We start from the raw sequence: 17,060 nt of genomic DNA on the forward strand, positions 1-17,060 counted from the left end.
TCTGATGGCTGAATCCTGAAAACTGACCATTAGATGCTGATATTAGCGGCAAACGCACCCAAATGCTGCTGTCGCCACTGGGCATCGGCTTTACGATCGGTGCGAAGCTCCAACACTCGAATGCCTTTTGTAGGCAATGGATTGAGGCGTTGTTCTAGCTGCTGCCAGTTCGTAACGTGCTCATATGCCACATCGTAAGTGGCGCAGAGCTTGGCAAAATCAATCGCTTGTGGTGTGGCAAAGAAGGCTTCAAAGGGTGGATCAAAGGGGGCGATCGGCAACATTTCAAAGATCCCGCCACCATTGTTATTGATGAGAACGATCGTCAGATGTCCAGCGAAATGATTGCGCAGCAAAAAGCCGTTTGTATCATGCAGTAGCGCTAGATCACCTGTCAGCATGATGCTACTTTGCTGCCGATGGGCGATTCCCAACGCTGTGGAAAGCGTCCCATCAATGCCATTTGCACCTCGATTGAAGAACGGTTGCACTCTCGAATCTCCAGGTGCCCAAAAGTATTCGACATCACGAACCGGCATACTGCTGTTGATAAACAACGGCGTGCGTTTGGGCAACACTTGAGACAGCAACCAGGCAGCTTTACCCTCAAAAAGAGTGTCGGTTTCGCACATTGTTTGGTCTAGAGTCTGTCTCACTTTCGCTTCGATAGCGCACCACAAATGGCGATAGGCGTTTGGTGTTTCGGCAGGCTGTGGAAGCGTTTCGAGGAAGGCCGCGATCGACATTCGCAGATGCGTTGTGTTGCCGTGTAGTGGATCGAGGTTGCGCCCATCAGGATCAATCACCCACTGTCGGGGCTGTGTCTTTTCTAACCAGGTGCGGAGTTGTTTACTGGTCGGCATCTCTCCCACACGAATCACCGTTTCAGGCACCAATTTTTCTGCCAGCACCGAATTACGCAAGATCAAATCGTAGGTCGTAATCAGATTGGGATTGAGAACAGCATAATTTCGCAGAGGCGAAAGACCCTCAGCCAGAACAGGATAACCAAGGGTTTTGGAAAGGTGAGCGATCGCACAACAGTAGTCTTCTGGTGATTGCGGTTGTGCCCCGCCAGCAAGAATGAGGCCACGAGGCGCGAGGTCAATGGGAGACGGTTTGCTGACCGCTGACCGTTGACCGCTGACCGCTACTGCTGACCGCTGACCGCTGACCGCTACTAACGGCATCACAGACGCAAAAAAAGCTTCGGTGTCAAAACTAGCAGCGATCGCCTGGGCCTGTGGTTGAGGTATCGGAGCGAGAGGTTCGCGGAAGGGAAGGTTGAGGTGAACGACTCCGGGAACGGGGTAAAGGGCTTTTCCCCAGGCGTGCATGATGGTTTGTCGCAGATATGCGAGCATTGATTGTTCGACCGCGGGAATCGCCAGTTCGGTCTGCCAGTTGGGAAAGGAGCCATAGAGCTTGTGCTGGTCGATCGCCTGTCCCGCATTACAATCTCGTAGCTCTGGTGGACGATCGGCCGTCAAAATGATCAGCGGCACGCCACTTTCTTTCGCTTCGATCACAGCCGGATAAAAGTTTGCGCCTGCGGTGCCAGAGGTGCAAAGCAACACCACAGGACGATGGCTTTGACGAGCAATGCCTAACGCAAAAAAGGAAGCCGATCGCTCATCCAGTACGGGAATGGCTTCGATGTGGGGATGATTGGCAAACGCGATCGCCAATGGAGCCGATCGCGAACCGGGACAGACGATCGCGGTTGTTAGACCCAAGCGATATAGTGTTTCTGCCAAGATCGAAGTCCAGACCAGATTCGTATTCGTAAAATCAATGGGCATACAAACACTGAGATTGATCAACCAGTCGCGATCGCATCATACGTCCGGGTCAATCCCCTGCGCTCTCAGCAATGCCGCTAACCGTTCTGCCCGCTGACGTTCTTGCTCTAGTTGGGTTTCCGCCTTTTCTAGTTGGTTTTCTGCCTGTGCTAGTTGACGCTCTGCCTGGTCTGTGCGCGCGTCTACCAGGGCGGCCTTCTCTTGCCCGTTCAGCAGCAAGTTGCCTTGATCATCCCACCAGCGCAGCCAGGGCAACTCTAGATTAAGGTATTGCCCCTGCCAGATGCCTAGTTCTACACTCATCTGAGTGATTGGGTAATGTCCACGATCGTTCGCAGGCAGCAGATGGTAATGCCTTTCGACCAGGTGATAAACCTCAACCTTGGCTTTTGTCACTTCATAAATGCCGTAAAATGCAGGACGAATCACCTGCTCGTAGATCCAAAATTTGCCTGTCCACGGCGTTCTGCCACGCTCTTCGGGACCGCTTTCAGAAACAAATTCCAGCACAATTAAGGGCGCAATATATTCTTGCCAGAGTACATACGATCGCCGAAACGTACCGTTTAAAGTTGGTGGCACGTTAGGCACATAAAACCAGTTAGGCGATTCGGCTCCTCGTTCCGGTGGCTCCGTGATGCGCCAATAGATACCGCTATCTCGACCAATGCAGTATTGTGCGTCGGGATGCAGTGCGTCTAGCTTTGACGTAATGGAGTCGGTAAGCAAAAGGCTTTGCGGATGCTCCTGAAAATTTTTTACAAACGTACCGTCCGACTCTGGCAGTTGGGTATGGTCAGGCAGTTTCGTAGCCGAGTTTGGCAGTTCAGCGAAAGAAGTCATGGTCGTTAGGGGCGATCGCGTCTTACTTCAGTCTAGTCTTTGGCGGGGGTGGGCCGTGAGGCGTGAGCATTAGTACAAATCCAACATTTCCCCACGTCTCTGTCTTACACAAGTGCTTGCAACAACGCCTGGAGCTTTAACTGCACCTCTGCCAATTCCCGATCGGGGTCTGATCCTGCCACAATACCTGCACCTGCGTAAAGTCTGGCACGGCGTCCATCAATTAATGCGGAGCGAATGCCTACCGCAAACTCACCGTTTCCGTTGTGATCGACCCAGCCGATCGGGGCCGCGTAGAGCAATCGCTCAAAGGTTTCGTAGTGGCGGATCTGGTGACAGGCAATTTCGCGAGGCATCCCAGCCACGGCTGGTGTGGGATGGAGTGCGGCTACAACGTCTAAGAGGTGAATGCCGGGTGTAACGGCGGCACAAATGGGTGTTTGCAGATGCTGAATGTTTGACAACTGCAAGAGACGCAGCGGTGAATACTGCGGCTTTAAGCCCAATTGAGCCAACTGTTGATGAATAAACTGACTGACAACCCGATGTTCGTGCAGTTCCTTCGCGCTAGTCAGCAGTCGATTTGCCAGTCTGGCATCGTCACAGGTGGTTTGCCCGCGCGGGGCTGAACCGGCTAGCGCATCCGTTTCTAGATGACCGTTTCGCAAGCTCACCAAGCGTTCTGGACTTGCACTGATGAACTGTTGCCCTCTGCCATTGCTGGTTGAAACAACGTAGCAGCCTGGATACAGTTGGCGGAGCTTATGCAGGGACGCAACACGATCGAAGGGGAGCGGCGACACCACATCCACCGCGTGAGCTAACACAATTTTGTTGAAGGTCTCTTGCTGAATCGATGCCAACGCCGATCGCACCGACTGCTTAAAGTGCTGAGTTGCGACGACATCACAAACTTTTAGCAATTCTCGCTGATCGATCGCAGGCATCAGCAAAGTGTGGTGAATTGACTGTATTTTTTCCCATGTCTGATACAACTCATCAACGGTTGTTTCGAGCTTTGTAGTTGCATGTAGCATCACATTGGCAACCACCAGGCAGCGCTGTTCTCCATGAGACTGTTGATCACAAGCAACCTGCCACTGCGGTAAAAAGACGGTAGCAGCCGGAAACGACGATTGCGGCTCAGAATGCTCAAAAAAGGTAAAGCTACAGAAAAAATGTGGCCCAGCCAAGGGCAGATGGGCATTGCCACAGACGGTCGTCTTGGCAAGCGTCGATTGCACAAATTGCTTGGCCGCTGCGAAGCGGGTTTCACCACTCACCGTTAATTGCGAAACAGCACCGATCGCTGCGATCGCAATGCCATTCTCAGGATAAATTTCTTGTCCAAATTCTCGCTTTTCAATATAAAAACTAAGCTGATTGGCTTTTGCAAATGCCTGTAAAAAAACGAGTGGATCAATAGCATTAACCTCTACAGAAATGCTAACAATCTGTGACTGTTTTTTCTCCTGTGCAACCTGTTTATAAGGACGTAAAAATTGGTGTAGTTCTCTACGATTTTGAAACAGATGAGTGCGACGAGGTGTAACGGTCATGGAAAGGCTATAGGGATAAAGGAGGAGGGTTAAGGGATGAAACTGACTTCTGACTCCTGACTTCTGACTCCTGGCTCCTGACGGACGACTTCTTGATTCTGACATCTCAACCGACCGCAGAACGGAAGCAATCTACACTCCTTAACCCCTTGCTGAAATGTTGCGAAATTTGAAGTCTGGACGGTGAAAATCGGTGCTCGATCCACTGGATCGTAGAATGAGTAAGCTTCTCAGAACCGAATGTAATTTTCAACGCTTGAAAAATGACAACAAAAGCGGCTGGTGCCTCAGCGAATGTTTTGGCAAAAACTCCAGGAACGCAAAAAAAGCTGTGGCTGGCAGCGATTAAACCACCGATGTACAGTGTGGCAATTATGCCAATTGTAGTGGGTACCGCGATCGCCGTTGCCGAAACTAAAACCTTGCAGACGGGTATCTTCGCGATTTTCGTCTTTGCTGCCATTCTTATCCTCGCCTGGGAAAATCTGGCAAATGATGTGTTCGACTCAGAAACGGGCGTCGACATCCACAAATCCCACTCGCTAGTGCACTTGACGCACAACAAGTCACTGATTTTTTGGCTGGGGAATTTATGCCTTGCCACGGGGCTCTTTGGCATCGGCGCGATCGCAGCGATGCAAAAAGATTTGACCGTTGTCGGCATTATCCTCCTGTGCTGCATCCTGGGCTATATCTATCAGGGGCCACCCTTCCGTCTCAGCTACCAGGGATGGGGTGAGATCCTCTGTTTCTTCGCGTTTGGGCCACTGGCATTTGCAGCCGCTTACTACAGCCAAACTCAAGCGTGGTCGGGCACAAACTTTGCGGCTTCTACGATCGTGGGCATGTCCACCAGCCTGATTCTGTTTTGTTCCCACTTTCACCAGGAAGCGGATGATGCGGCAGTAGGCAAACGATCGCCGATCGTCCGTCTCGGTACTCAGCGTGCGGCTCAACTGCTGCCCTGGCTGACGGGTAGCATTTTTGCGTTGACGGCAGTATGCGTGTGGCTGGGCGTTTTTCCGGTAACGACGCTACTGGTGTTTGCCAGTTTGCCGATCGCCTTCAAACTCTGTAAACACGTCGGTGCAACCCACAACAAGCCCGAAAAGGTGAGTAATTGCAAGTTTATTGCCGTCGCGATGCACTTCTGGAGCGGCATCTTTCTGGGTCTTGGCTTCGTTCTCCCGCAACTTCTGGGTCTGGGAACCGTCCTGCCAGCTTAAATGCTCTACCAGTGGCAATTTCGCCCCTACCGACGGCACTTCAAGCAAGCACTCCAAACCAATCATGGTGCCTGGGCCGTGCGAGATGGCATCATTCTGCGGTTGACTGATGAAGCCGGAAACGTCGGTTGGGGCGAAATAGCACCTATTCCCTGGTTTGGCTCCGAAACGATCGAGCAAGCCCTGGAATTTTGCCAGCAACTGCCATCAGAGCTTTCCAACGATCGCATTCTCTCGATTCCTGACAGACTACCCTGCTGTCAATTTGCCTTTGAATCAGCTTGGGAAGCGATCGCATCTCAGTTCAGTCGCCCTACGGAATGGCTTAAGCAGCAAAACACAGGGAATCAAGATTCCTCATTAAACACTCCCCACTCCCGTTCTCTTACCTACAGCGCCCTCCTACCAGCAGGAGAAGCCGCGCTACACACCTGGAGGCCACTTTGGGAACAAGGGTTTCGCACCTTTAAGTGGAAAATTGGGGTTGAGGCGATCGCCATTGAGCTTGAGATCCTTCATATCCTGACTCGAAACCTGCCTACAACAGCAAAATTACGTTTAGACGCCAATGCTGGACTTAGCACTGATGACGCAGCTGCATGGCTACAACAGTGCGATACCATCACGGCGAATCCAGACGTACCGGTAACGATCGAATATATCGAGCAACCGTTAGCCATAGCGCAGTTTCAAGCCATGCAGGACTTGAGCCAGCACTATCGCACGTCGATCGCCCTGGATGAATCTGTAGCAAGGCTCGACCAGCTAAAAGCTTGCTATGACAATGGTTGGCGAGGCATTTTTGTGATCAAGCCCGCGATCGTCGGTTCACCTTTCCGTCTGCGCCAGTTTTGTCAGACTTGCGCGATCGATGCCGTTTTTTCGTCAGCACTGGAAACTGCGATCGGGCGACAAGCAGGGCTACGACTGGCGGAGACATTAGGCAATCCCGATCGGGCAATGGGCTACGGTACCACGCACTGGTTTGATGATGCCGCCACCACCGACTTTGAACAGCTATGGCAGACCTTTTAACCCACCTCAGGCAACGATCTGGAGATGATTGGCTCGTTGGCTACGACAGTCAGGAGTTTTTTGCTTTGGTAGAGCGCCTCTTGGGGGAGTTGCGATCGCGCCCTAACAGCGATACACCCCTCACCATCCTCCTAGCAGAACGCGATCCCCTGGCGTTTCTTGTTTACTTTGTCGCTGCCTATGTTGGCAACTGCAACATTGTTCTCGCCAACCCCGACTGGGTAGACGCTGAATGGCATCAAGTGTGGAAGTTAATGCAGCCAGATTTGCTTTGGGGAGAAGCAGCAGCAGGGAGAGGGGAGAGGGGAGCAGGGGGAGCCGCCGCTTGTTCTGAACTCAAAAGACCCGACACCCGACACCCGACACCCGACACCCGACACCCGACACCCCATATCCTGATCCCCACTGGCGGCACATCAGGCAAAATCCGCTTTGTCATTCATACCTGGGAAACATTGATGGCCTCTGTTCAGGGTTTTCGTGAGTATTTCGGAGTCGATCAAATCAATTCGTTTTGTGTCTTGCCGCTCTACCACGTCAGCGGGTTGATGCAGTTTCTGCGATCGTTCACTACAGGCGGTCACTTAGTCATATTGCCGTTCAAAGCAGTTGAAGCAGGCGATCGTGGTCTCATCGACCCCGAAACGTTTTTTCTATCCCTAGTGCCTACGCAGCTTCAGCGACTGCTGAATCATGACGGATTAGGGGATGATCGGGAGTCAGAAGTTAAGAGTCAGAAGGTAGGCACCAGAAGTCAAAACTCAAAGCTCTCTAGCTTGTTGGCACGAAGAGCTACTCAAAACTCTCCTACCTGGTTATCCCGTTTCCACACCGTCCTACTTGGCGGCGCACCAGCCTGGTCAGACTTACTCGATCGCGCTCGTAACCATCGCATCCGACTTGCTCCCACCTATGGCATGACCGAAACTGCGTCCCAAATTGCGACCCTCAAACCAGACGACTTTCTCAATGGGTATACAAACTCTGGACAGGTTTTACCTCACGCCCAAATCACCATTCGAGACACCTCCGGCGAAATTCTCAAGGCTGACCAAATTGGCAACGTCACTATCCAGGCAGCATCACTATCTTGGGGCTACTTCCCCCCCCTATCCCTCACACACCATACCGTTCGGCTGAGCGCTCCCGTCGAAGCCACCCCCCCCCCACCCCCAAGCTTCCAACCCGACGATCTCGGTTACCTCGACACCAACGGCTACCTGCACATCGTCGGACGGCAAAGCGACAAAATCATCACAGGTGGCGAGAATGTGTTTCCTGCGGAGGTCGAAGCAGCGATTCGATCGACGGCTCTCGTGCAAGATATCTGCGTGATTGGGGTCAGCGATCGCCAATGGGGGCAAGCCATCACAGCCGTTTATGTCCCCATCAATGCTGCGACCCCAACCGTCACGATCCAGGCTGCGTTAAACGATAAACTGAGCAAGTTCAAGTGTCCTAAACACTGGATTACGGTTGACCAGCTGCCCCGCAATGCTCAAGGCAAAGTGAATCGACCACATGTAGAGGCGATCGCTAAAGCCTGGTTGTCCACTGCAGCAACCATTGACTGACCTCTGCTGGCAGCGATCGACGCTTGCGGGTCGCGGGATCAATGCAAACGTGGCGTGTAGAAGCATTGCTCACAGATCGCTCAAGCTGATTTTCCAAAAACACCTCGTAAGCTATCTCAAACTCACTGTCTTGCAATAATTTTGGGATCAGATGAATCTCCAGGCGATCGCCACACGCCATGGGACGAAAAAAATTGCCGCTGGTATGAGCGATCGGTATCGCCACCGCAACACCCCCAAAAAAGACCTTCACATCAATCCCAGTTGCGGCAAGGGAAGCCTCATACGCCTCATGGCAAATGCTTAAGACATTCGCAAAGTAAACAACTCCAGCCGCATCCGTATCGCTAAACCGAACCGTCCGCTGATAAACAAAGGGCATAGTGGGTGAGAGGTAAGGGGTGAGGGGTGAGGGATCAGAATCCAGACGTCAGCAGTCAATAGCAATGCAAACCTCAAAACGTCCTCTGCACTACTCCCATCCTCTCATCCCATGCTCCCTCCTCCCCAATCTCTACTTCCAAAGCTCTAATTCGGTCCACGCAACAACATCGCCCCTAAAACTCCTACACTAGAGAGTGGATGTCGAAGCAAGGAGAATTGCATGACAGAAACACTGTCCGCTCGTGAGTTATTCCGGGCTGCCTACGAAAATCGCTACACCTGGGACTCCAGTTTTCCCGGCTATAGCACCGACATTACTGTTAAGCAGGGCGACCAGCTCTACACAGGCAAAGCTCACATTGACCACGATCTCACCTATGAGATTACTGATGTCTCAGATGAGAAAGCCAACGAACTCATCAAAGGTCAGGTGTGGGAAATTGCGGTTCACCGCGTTCGCAAGCCGTTTGAAGAAACCCACGGTAAGAATGTCTTTGAACTGGGCGAAACCGATGAAACGGGAGCGATCGCGATTTCAGTCAGTGGCAAGGCGATGGGCGATGGCTACAAAGTTCGTAACAATGAAGTTTCCCTGGTGCATCGCCACATTCATGGTGTCGTCGTCACGATCAACACATTCAGCACGATCGGCACGGGCGAAGGCTACCTTGCTGAGCGTTACGACTCCGTTTACCACGATGCGAAAACGGGTGAACTGAAGGGCTCCAGCCAGTCTGAAGACACCTACGAGAAAATTGGCAAATATTACATCCTGACTCGTCGCGTCATTAAAGAAGATCAACAAGGTGCATTGATCGTGACGGAGTATGGCTTCTCCCACATTAAATTGTTGGAACCTGTCGCCGTATAAACGCAGCAGGAATGGGTCTAAGGGATGAATCGTTACGCGGAGGCTGTCTTTTCATCCCGCACTCCTTAACCAATTCCCGCTAGGATCAAACTAGATCATCAAGCAGCAGAATCAAACAGGTGAATTATGTCTCAAACGTTAGAACTGACTACAGTGAATGTCGAAACAGTCTTGGATGAAATGCGCCCTTACCTGATGGCAGATGGAGGCAATGTCGAGCTAGTGGAAATTGATGGTCCGATCGTCAAACTACGCCTGCAAGGTGCGTGTGGCTCTTGCCCTAGTTCTGCCATGACGTTGAGAATGGGCATTGAGCGCCGCCTGCGCGAATTCATCCCTGAAATTGCCGAAATTGAGCAAGTTATGTAAAAGCTATGAGTTATGAGCTTTAAGTTTTGAATTGACTCGTAACTCAAAACTCATCACTTAAAACTCATAACTTTGTTATGCCCCATCCCCTTTACGTTGCGTTCGTCTGGCACCAGCATCAGCCCCTCTACAAAAGCCGAGTTGAACACAAAACGTTGCTGGCTGGGCAGTATCGCTTGCCGTGGGTTCGTTTACATGGCACAAAAGACTACCTTGACCTGGTGCTGCTGCTCGAACAGTACCCCAAGCTGCATCAAACGGTTAATTTAGTGCCGTCATTGATCCTACAAATTGAGGATTATGTCGCTGGCACTGCTTTTGATCCCTATCTAACAGCAGCGCTGTTGCCTACAGAGCAACTGCAACCAGAGCAAAAAGAGTTTGTCGTTGAGCATTTCTTTGACGGCAATCACCACACGCTCATTGATCCTCACGCCCGTTACGCCGAGCTTTATTACCAACGGCAAGATCAAGGACGAGCCTGGTGCCTGGAGAACTGGTCTTTACAAGACTTTAGCGATTTACTCGCATGGCACAATCTCGCCTGGATTGATCCGCTCTTTTGGGATGATCCAGAAATCGCTCGCTGGCTAGAGCAAGGTAAAGGGTTTACCTTGGCCGATCGCCAGCGTATTTATGCCAAACAACGAGAGATTCTCAGCCGCATTCTGCCGCAACATCGCCGAATGCAGGATAGCGGGCAGTTAGAAGTCATCACGTCGCCCTACACTCATCCCATCTTGCCGCTGCTAGCAGATACCGATGCTGGGCGGGTGGCAGTACCCAACATGATATTGCCACAGCAGCGCTTTCAGTGGGCAGAAGATATACCACGTCACTTGCAGAAAGCCTGGGCAATGTATTTGGAGCGCTTCGGTCGATCGCCCCGTGGCTTGTGGCCTTCAGAACAATCCGTCAGTCCGGCGGTGCTCAACCCGATCGCCAAGGAAGGCTTTCAGTGGCTTTGTTCAGATGAAGCAGTGCTGGGCTGGAGTATCAAGCATTTCTTCCATCGGGATGGATCGGGCAATGTGTCTGAACCGCACCTGCTGTATCGCCCCTATCGCTTGGAGACAGCGGCTGGCGATCTGTCGATCGTCTTCCGCGATCACCGACTGTCGGATCTCATTGGCTTCACCTACGGCACGATGGAACCCAAACAGGCGGCCAGCGATTTAATCGGTCACATGGAAGCGATCGCGCGTTCACTGAAAGCCCACCAAACAAGCGGCAGCACCGCTCTGGATGATCCCTGGCTAGTAACGATCGCACTGGATGGCGAAAACTGCTGGGAATACTACCCGCAAGATGGCATGCCGTTTTTGCGATCGCTCTATGAAACCCTCAGCCATACGTCCGACATTAAACTCGTGACAGTTTCCGAATTTTTGGACGAGTTCCCGCCCACTGAAACCATCCCTGCCGCCCAGCTGCACAGCGGCTCGTGGGTTGATGGCAACTTCACAACCTGGATTGGCGATCCGGCTAAAAATCGTGCCTGGAATCTACTCACAGAAGCGCGACAGGTTCTGGCGAACCATCCTGAAGCAACCGAAGAGGCTAACCCAGCTGTGTGGGAAGCGCTCTACGCCGCTGAAGGTTCAGACTGGTTCTGGTGGTTTGGCGAAGGACACTCGTCGAACCAGGACGCCATTTTCGATCAACTGTTTCGAGAACATGTCGCGGCCATCTATCAAGCGTTGAATGAACCAGTGCCTGACAGTGTGCATCGTCCCCTAGAAGCACACACAGGTAGTGGCGATCATGCGCCCCAAAGCTTCATCCATCCGTTTATTGACGGACGTGGCGATGAACAAGATTGGGACAAGGCAGGCCGGATTGAGATTGGCGGGGCACGAGGCACCATGCATCGCAGTAGTGCCATTCAGCGCCTTTGGTATGGGGTTGATCACCTGAACTTTTACCTGCGGCTGGACTTTAAGGCTGGCGCTAAACCGGGCACTGACTTCCCGCCAGAACTAAATCTACTTTGGTTTTACCCAAACCAGACAATGCATAATAGCCCCGTACCGCTAGTGGAATTGCCTGACGAAGCACCACTCAACTATCTGTTCCATCACCATTTAGGCGTTAATTTGTTCACTAAGACGCTCTGGTTCCAAGAAGCCGAAGCAGACTGTCGTTGGCAATCACGCATGACGCGCGCTCAGATTGGTTTGGATACTTGTGTAGAGTTAGCTGTGCCTTGGGCCGATTTGCAAATTCAGCCCGACTGGTCGCTGCAATTAGCGCTGGTGCTATCAGATGGCGGGCGCTACCGCAGCTATTTGCCGGAAAATGCGTTGGTGCCGATCGGCGTTCCGTAACGAAATTCAGGCATGCGAGGGAATGTTACTGTTCCGGTTAAAGCCTGTTGTATGAGGTAGTAGTAGGCCAGGCTCAGTAGGCAACTGTTTGCTTAAACACGATTGTGCGTAGTTTCGTAGAGTATTTCAGCGAAGTTCATTTAATCTTCACTCCTGCTTGGATAATTCAGAATTAACAAATAAGAATTAGTAAAGGCACTGCTCGATCAACCCGGTTCGCGAACCATTCATTCATATTAGATTTACCCTCTTGCCCTGAACGGTGCTCCAGTTCCAAATGCCGCAAACGATCGCGTACCTGATTAACCAATATCCTAAAGTCAGCCATAGTTTTATTCGGCGAGAAATTGCTGCTGTTGAAGCACATGGTCTGCAAGTCGAGCGGTTTTCCATCCGTTCCTGTAGCGCTGAGTTGATCGATCCAGCTGATCAGCAAGAGCTAAGCCGGACTCGATTCGTACTCGGTGTTGGGGGCATTGGCTTGCTGACGAGTTTGTTCCGGGTTGCCAGCACCCGTCCAGTTCGCTTTCTGCAAACGTTAGGGCTGACTCTAACGCTAAGCCGGGCAGCTGAGCGGGGGCTACTCCATCACCTCGCTTACTTAGCTGAAGCCTGTGTCCTCTTAGGCTGGTTTGATCAAGCTAACATTGCTCATGTTCACGCTCATTTTGGCACCAATTCCACGACTGTAGCGCTGCTCTGCAATGCGTTGGGTGGGCCACCTTACAGCTTTACGGTGCATGGGCCAGAAGAGTTTGACAAAGTTAAAGCCATCTCGCTAGTCCAAAAAGTCGCACGAGCTGCCTTCGTTGTCGCGATCAGTAACTTTGGGAGAAGCCAACTCTATCGCTGGTGCCCATTAACAGACTGGTCAAAAATCCATCTTGTTCACTGTGGGGTGGATTCTGAGTTTCTTGCGTCCGCCCCCGCTCCTTTAGCTCCCGCTTCAGAGCCCAGTTTGGTTTGCGTTGGTCGTCTTTGCGCTGAAAAGGGGCAACTGCTGTTACTTGAAGCGGCCAGTCAGTTGATGCAGCAGGGCGTGGCCTTCAAACTGGTTCTCGTCGGGGATGGACCTTTACGGGGCGAACTCGAAATCTTAATCAAGCACCTGGCTTTGCACGATCGGGTAAAAATTACGGGCTGGGCTAGTGGCACCCAGGTACGTCAGGCGATCCTGGCAGCTCGGGCACTCGTACTTCCTAGTTTTGCCGAAGGTTTACCAGTCGTGATCATGGAAGCACTGGCTCTGGGGCGTCCCGTCATTAGCACCTATGTAGCTGGCATTCCAGAACTAATTGAGCCCGAAGCCTGTGGCTGGTTGGTTCCTCCTGGTTCTGTTGAAGATCTCGTCATCGCTATGCAAAAAGCACTTCAAACACCTGTCGAAAAACTAGAGGAAATGGGGAATATTGGTGCTGAACGGGTTGCAAGTTGTCATAGCGCAACGATCGAAGCCAGCAAATTAGCGGCCCTGTTTCGGCTCAATATTGAACAATTACCGCAAGACCAAGCTGTTGAACCCTTAAAGCGTGTCAACCTTAGGCAAACGACCCCAGTCAGTCACCCATAGCCTCATGTCCGTTGAACCACAAGCATAGGTATTCATGTCATCCACCAGTACTCCATCCGTTAAGAAGCTAGCCATTCGAGGTGCAGTTTGGACGATCTTCGGCTATGGAAGCAGTCAAATTTTGCGTTTCGGTAGCAACCTTATACTTACACGGCTACTCTTTCCCGAACTGTTTGGCTTGATGGCGTTGGTCGGTATCCTGATTGCCGGGTTACACTTGTTCTCTGATTTGGGCCTGAACGCTAGCATCATTCAAAGTAAGCGTGGAGACGATCCGACTTTTCTCAACACAGCCTGGACGTTACAGGTTCTGCGGGGAGTAGTCCTATGGTTATGTTGTCTCGGTATTGCTTATCCGTCTGCCCAGTTTTACCATGAGCCACGGCTCTTATGGCTGATCCCTTTAGTCGGAGTCAGTACCTTAATTGGGGGCTTTGGTTCAACGGCTCTCTCAACGCTGAATCGCCACTTAGCCCTGAAGTACATTACTTTGTTTGAGTTGGGTGGGCAGCTAATAGCGCTGATCGTGACATTAGTTTGGGCTTGGCTCAGTCCATCAGTGCTATCACTGATTGCTGGCGGTCTGGTTGCATCAGTAATTCAGACAATTCTGAGCCATCGGCTCAATGGGGAAATACGTAACCGTTTTACCTGGGACCCTAGTGCGGTCAAAGAATTGCTTTCGTTTGGTAAATGGATTTTTCTTTCTACAGCTATTTTTTTCCTATCGTCTTCGACTGATCGATTGATTCTTGGGAAACTTTTCACACTGCAACAACTGGGAGTTTATGGTATCGCCCTTACATTGGCCGAGGTTCCACGCTCTATCGTCTTCGCAGTGGCTACCAAGGTGATTTACCCCGCGTACTCAAAATTTGTTGATCTCCCCCGATCAGAATTTCGTGCCAAGATTGTTGAGCACCGTCGACCCATGTTGATTGCATTAGCAGTCGCTAATGCCCTCATCGTCGGGTTAGGAGATTTAATCATCAGCTCTTTGTATGACGATCGCTATACGGCAGCAAGCTGGATGTTTCCGATGCTAGCCATAGGGATGTGGCCTTTGGTGTTGATCCAAACTATCGATCAAGGCTTGTGGGCACTGGGAAAACCAAACTACTGGACGTTTGGCTCGTTCCTAAGCTTCCTCTGCTATGCCATTGGTATTCCTTTTGGCTTTCACTCTCCCCTGCACGAAGTGGGGGCAGTTTTAGCGGTTGCTGTCAGCAATGTTCCCATTTGGGTTGTAGTGATGTATGGGCTTTGGCGCGAAAAGCTCCTGGCACTGCGACAAGATCTATCGATGACAGCCTTATTTTTAGCTCTTTTAGGCTTAGTGATTGCGATTCGTATTAGCATAGGCTCTGGTTCACCGTTTGGTAGCTTTGGTGCTGGCGCTTGATCACGGATACTTGAGCGATCGTCGCTTTCAAAAAAATCAATTTGAAAAAATTTCGATTTAAACCCCTGTCAAGCATATGCAAGAACGTCCATTTAACTACAGAAGCACTGCGCCTGTATCTCCACAAAAGCGTAACAGTGATGAACTTTCTGTCGGCTATTTTACCCCAGGCTGGCCAACCGAAACGTTTGCCAATGGGATTATCACCTACGTCGCAGCGATCTCCAAAGGCATGCGTGAACTCGGCCACCAGCCACACGTCCTGACCTATCACCTGGAACACTCGGCTACAAGCGATAGTCCGAACGTGCTTGAACTATCGTCCCGTCGTCGCCCAAGTGATATCATAGGCCGTTTGAGTGATACTGTCGTCGCACGCATAGACCGAGAAAGGGTTTTCAGGGATTGTTTTGTTCGTGGGGTATGTAGGGGCATTGAAACCTTAACGGCTGGTCCAGGCTTGGATTTGCTCGAAATTGAAGAAAGCTTTGGCTTGGCTGAAGTTTTGCGCAATCGTCTGCCTATTCCAATCGTGATGCGCCTCCACGGTCCCTGGTTTCTCAATGGTAGGGAAGTAGAAGCGTCGCAACAGGATAATTTCTTGCGCCGGGTGCGGGATGAGGGGACGGCGATCGCTAACGCATTTTCAATTACAGCCGATTCGCAGGATGTTTTGGAACAGACGCGTGAATATTACAAACTCCCGCTGGAACAGGCAGTTGTGATTCCCTGTCCCATTGCTCCGACGCCACCAGAGCAGCGCTGGCAGGCTCAGTCCTGCGAGCCAAATGTCATTGGCTTTATCGGTCGCTTTGATCGTCACAAAGGTGGTGATCTCATCATTGATGCCTTCGCTCAAGTGTTACAAGACTGTCCCAATACCCGACTCGTCTTTCTAGGGCCAGATCGTGGCTATACGGATGCAGCGGGTCGCACGTGGCAGCTTGAGGAATATGTGCGCGATCGCTTGCCTGGAGCGCTTGAAACAGGAACGGTTGAGCTGTTGGGGCAGCAACCACCCTCCGCGTTAACAGCATTGCGTCGGCGAGCTCAAATTACGGTAGTAGCCTCCCGTTACGATAATTTTCCCTACACGGCACTGGAGGCGTTGAGCCTAGGTTGCCCGATCGTGGCGGCACGTGCGGGGGGCATTCCCGAAATTATCACCGATGAAGTGACTGGACTACTGTTTCAAACGGGTGATGTAGACGATCTAGCAGTGCAGTTGCGCCACCTGCTGAAAGACCCAGAGTTAGCGGCTAAGCTTGGTCATCAAGCGGCTGAGTCCTGCGCTGCGCGGTTTTCACCAGTCGTAGTTGCCCAACAGTCGATAGACTTCTACAAGGAAACGTTAGCACGCTGGTCTCACAGCAAGGGTTGATGGACAATGCATCGACATTGGACGTTGACTCACGAATGCCCAGCCCTCTGACAATCGGTTGGAGCGCTAACCGCACTTCATCTTCTGCCCAGACCCCCCGACCTGATTGGGATCTGGGCTCGTAACCACGCTACAAAACCTGTCAATCTACAAAGCCTGCTAATTCAGCTTTGAAGTCTGTTTGTTGTTTAACAGTGGTGCTCTGTAGAACAACAAGTGGGGTAGTACTTACAAGCCCTGGGAATCATGGAGAGTATCGCACAGATGTAAAGGAGACTCATAGTCACTATCCCTCTTTCATCATCCTAGTAGTCGTGGGCTTAAGTCCCCCCCTTTAGGATACCGTTGGCGAAACATTGCTTAACACCACAAGGACAATGTCACCGATGCTCATTGGCAACAAGGGGAGAGGCACCAGTGAAATCTGTAGAAAAACTGAACTGGTTGGACCTGGGTGCTGGGTTTAGCGAGCATGAATAAAAGAGCTTCAAAACGAGGAGCCATTGCCATGTCGCTTCAACCCCAATCGATCCCTCCAGTGCCTGAAGAAACCGCTCGTGTTGCTCATACCGTTTTAATATGAAGCTGCGCCAAATAGGGCTTCGAGAATGAAATTGTAGGCGGTCAACGACGCAATCGTTTCAGAGGAGATCGCATCGAGTTTTGAGGAGAGCAGTTGGCGCAGGTCCTCGAGAGTTGGACAGTTTTGCCAGGCGA

The 17,060-nt window shown here is 51.5% G+C and carries 13 protein-coding genes; 9 read left to right on the top strand and 4 right to left on the bottom strand.

Features of this window, described 5'->3' with window-relative positions; all coding sequences use genetic code 11:
- Nucleotides 1-29: 29 nt before the first annotated feature.
- From menD to C7B82_RS21530, 3 genes are all read right to left on the bottom strand, one after another.
- Nucleotides 30-1,802 carry a 2-succinyl-5-enolpyruvyl-6-hydroxy-3-cyclohexene-1-carboxylic-acid synthase gene (gene menD / locus C7B82_RS21520; protein ID WP_106258465.1) on the bottom strand — a complete coding sequence of 591 codons (1,773 nt, stop codon included), beginning with the start codon at nucleotides 1,800-1,802 and terminating at the stop codon, nucleotides 30-32.
- A gap of 36 nt (nucleotides 1,803-1,838) precedes the next feature.
- Entirely contained in the window at nucleotides 1,839-2,645 is an 807-nt protein-coding gene (locus C7B82_RS21525; RefSeq protein ID WP_106258466.1) for a Uma2 family endonuclease, read from the bottom strand.
- A 104-nt stretch (nucleotides 2,646-2,749) separates the two neighbouring features.
- Entirely contained in the window at nucleotides 2,750-4,309 is a 1,560-nt protein-coding gene (locus C7B82_RS21530; protein ID WP_245940032.1) for an isochorismate synthase, read from the bottom strand.
- Between the two features lie 158 nt (nucleotides 4,310-4,467).
- Here C7B82_RS21530 and menA point away from each other — a divergent pair, with 158 nt between their 5' ends.
- Genes menA through C7B82_RS21545 form a run of 3 tightly spaced genes read left to right on the top strand, consistent with a single transcriptional unit; the run spans nucleotide 4,468 to nucleotide 8,039 of the window.
- Nucleotides 4,468-5,430, top strand: a complete 963-nt coding sequence (menA, locus tag C7B82_RS21535) for a 2-carboxy-1,4-naphthoquinone phytyltransferase (RefSeq protein ID WP_106258470.1) — start codon at nucleotides 4,468-4,470, stop codon at nucleotides 5,428-5,430.
- Nucleotides 5,431-6,465 carry an o-succinylbenzoate synthase gene (locus C7B82_RS21540; protein ID WP_106258471.1) on the top strand — a complete coding sequence of 345 codons (1,035 nt, stop codon included), beginning with the start codon at nucleotides 5,431-5,433 and terminating at the stop codon, nucleotides 6,463-6,465.
- Nucleotides 6,450-8,039: a 2-succinylbenzoate--CoA ligase gene (locus tag C7B82_RS21545; RefSeq protein WP_106258473.1), complete on the top strand. Its 1,590-nt coding sequence runs from the start codon at nucleotides 6,450-6,452 to the stop codon at nucleotides 8,037-8,039. Before C7B82_RS21540 ends, C7B82_RS21545 begins: the two co-directional genes overlap by 16 nt.
- Here the strand turns inward: C7B82_RS21545 and C7B82_RS21550 are convergent.
- On the bottom strand, nucleotides 8,002-8,421 hold the full coding sequence (locus tag C7B82_RS21550; protein WP_106258475.1) for an acyl-CoA thioesterase: 420 nt from the start codon (nucleotides 8,419-8,421) through the stop codon (nucleotides 8,002-8,004). The genes C7B82_RS21545 and C7B82_RS21550 overlap by 38 nt on opposite strands.
- A 222-nt stretch (nucleotides 8,422-8,643) precedes the next feature.
- On the opposite strand from C7B82_RS21550, the gene C7B82_RS21555 reads away from it, so the two are divergent.
- From C7B82_RS21555 to C7B82_RS21580, 6 genes are all read left to right on the top strand, one after another.
- Nucleotides 8,644-9,294 carry a DUF3386 domain-containing protein gene (locus C7B82_RS21555; RefSeq protein ID WP_106258476.1) on the top strand — a complete coding sequence of 217 codons (651 nt, stop codon included), beginning with the start codon at nucleotides 8,644-8,646 and terminating at the stop codon, nucleotides 9,292-9,294.
- A 126-nt stretch (nucleotides 9,295-9,420) separates the two neighbouring features.
- Nucleotides 9,421-9,663: a NifU family protein gene (locus tag C7B82_RS21560; RefSeq protein WP_106258478.1), complete on the top strand. Its 243-nt coding sequence runs from the start codon at nucleotides 9,421-9,423 to the stop codon at nucleotides 9,661-9,663.
- Nucleotides 9,664-9,740: 77 nt separating this feature from the next.
- Nucleotides 9,741-11,990, top strand: coding sequence for a glycoside hydrolase family 57 protein (locus C7B82_RS21565; protein ID WP_106258479.1), 2,250 nt, complete (start codon nucleotides 9,741-9,743; stop codon nucleotides 11,988-11,990).
- Between the two features lie 262 nt (nucleotides 11,991-12,252).
- Nucleotides 12,253-13,560, top strand: a complete 1,308-nt coding sequence (locus C7B82_RS21570) for a glycosyltransferase (protein ID WP_245940033.1) — start codon at nucleotides 12,253-12,255, stop codon at nucleotides 13,558-13,560.
- A 34-nt stretch (nucleotides 13,561-13,594) separates the two neighbouring features.
- Nucleotides 13,595-14,962, top strand: a complete 1,368-nt coding sequence (locus C7B82_RS21575) for an oligosaccharide flippase family protein (RefSeq protein WP_106258483.1) — start codon at nucleotides 13,595-13,597, stop codon at nucleotides 14,960-14,962.
- Between the two features lie 76 nt (nucleotides 14,963-15,038).
- On the top strand, nucleotides 15,039-16,343 hold the full coding sequence (locus C7B82_RS21580) for a glycosyltransferase family 4 protein (protein WP_106258485.1): 1,305 nt from the start codon (nucleotides 15,039-15,041) through the stop codon (nucleotides 16,341-16,343).
- Nucleotides 16,344-17,060 lie beyond the last annotated feature (717 nt).

It is taken from the genome of Stenomitos frigidus ULC18 (assembly GCF_003003795.1).
Lineage (GTDB): Bacteria > Cyanobacteriota > Cyanobacteriia > Leptolyngbyales > Leptolyngbyaceae > Stenomitos > Stenomitos frigidus_A.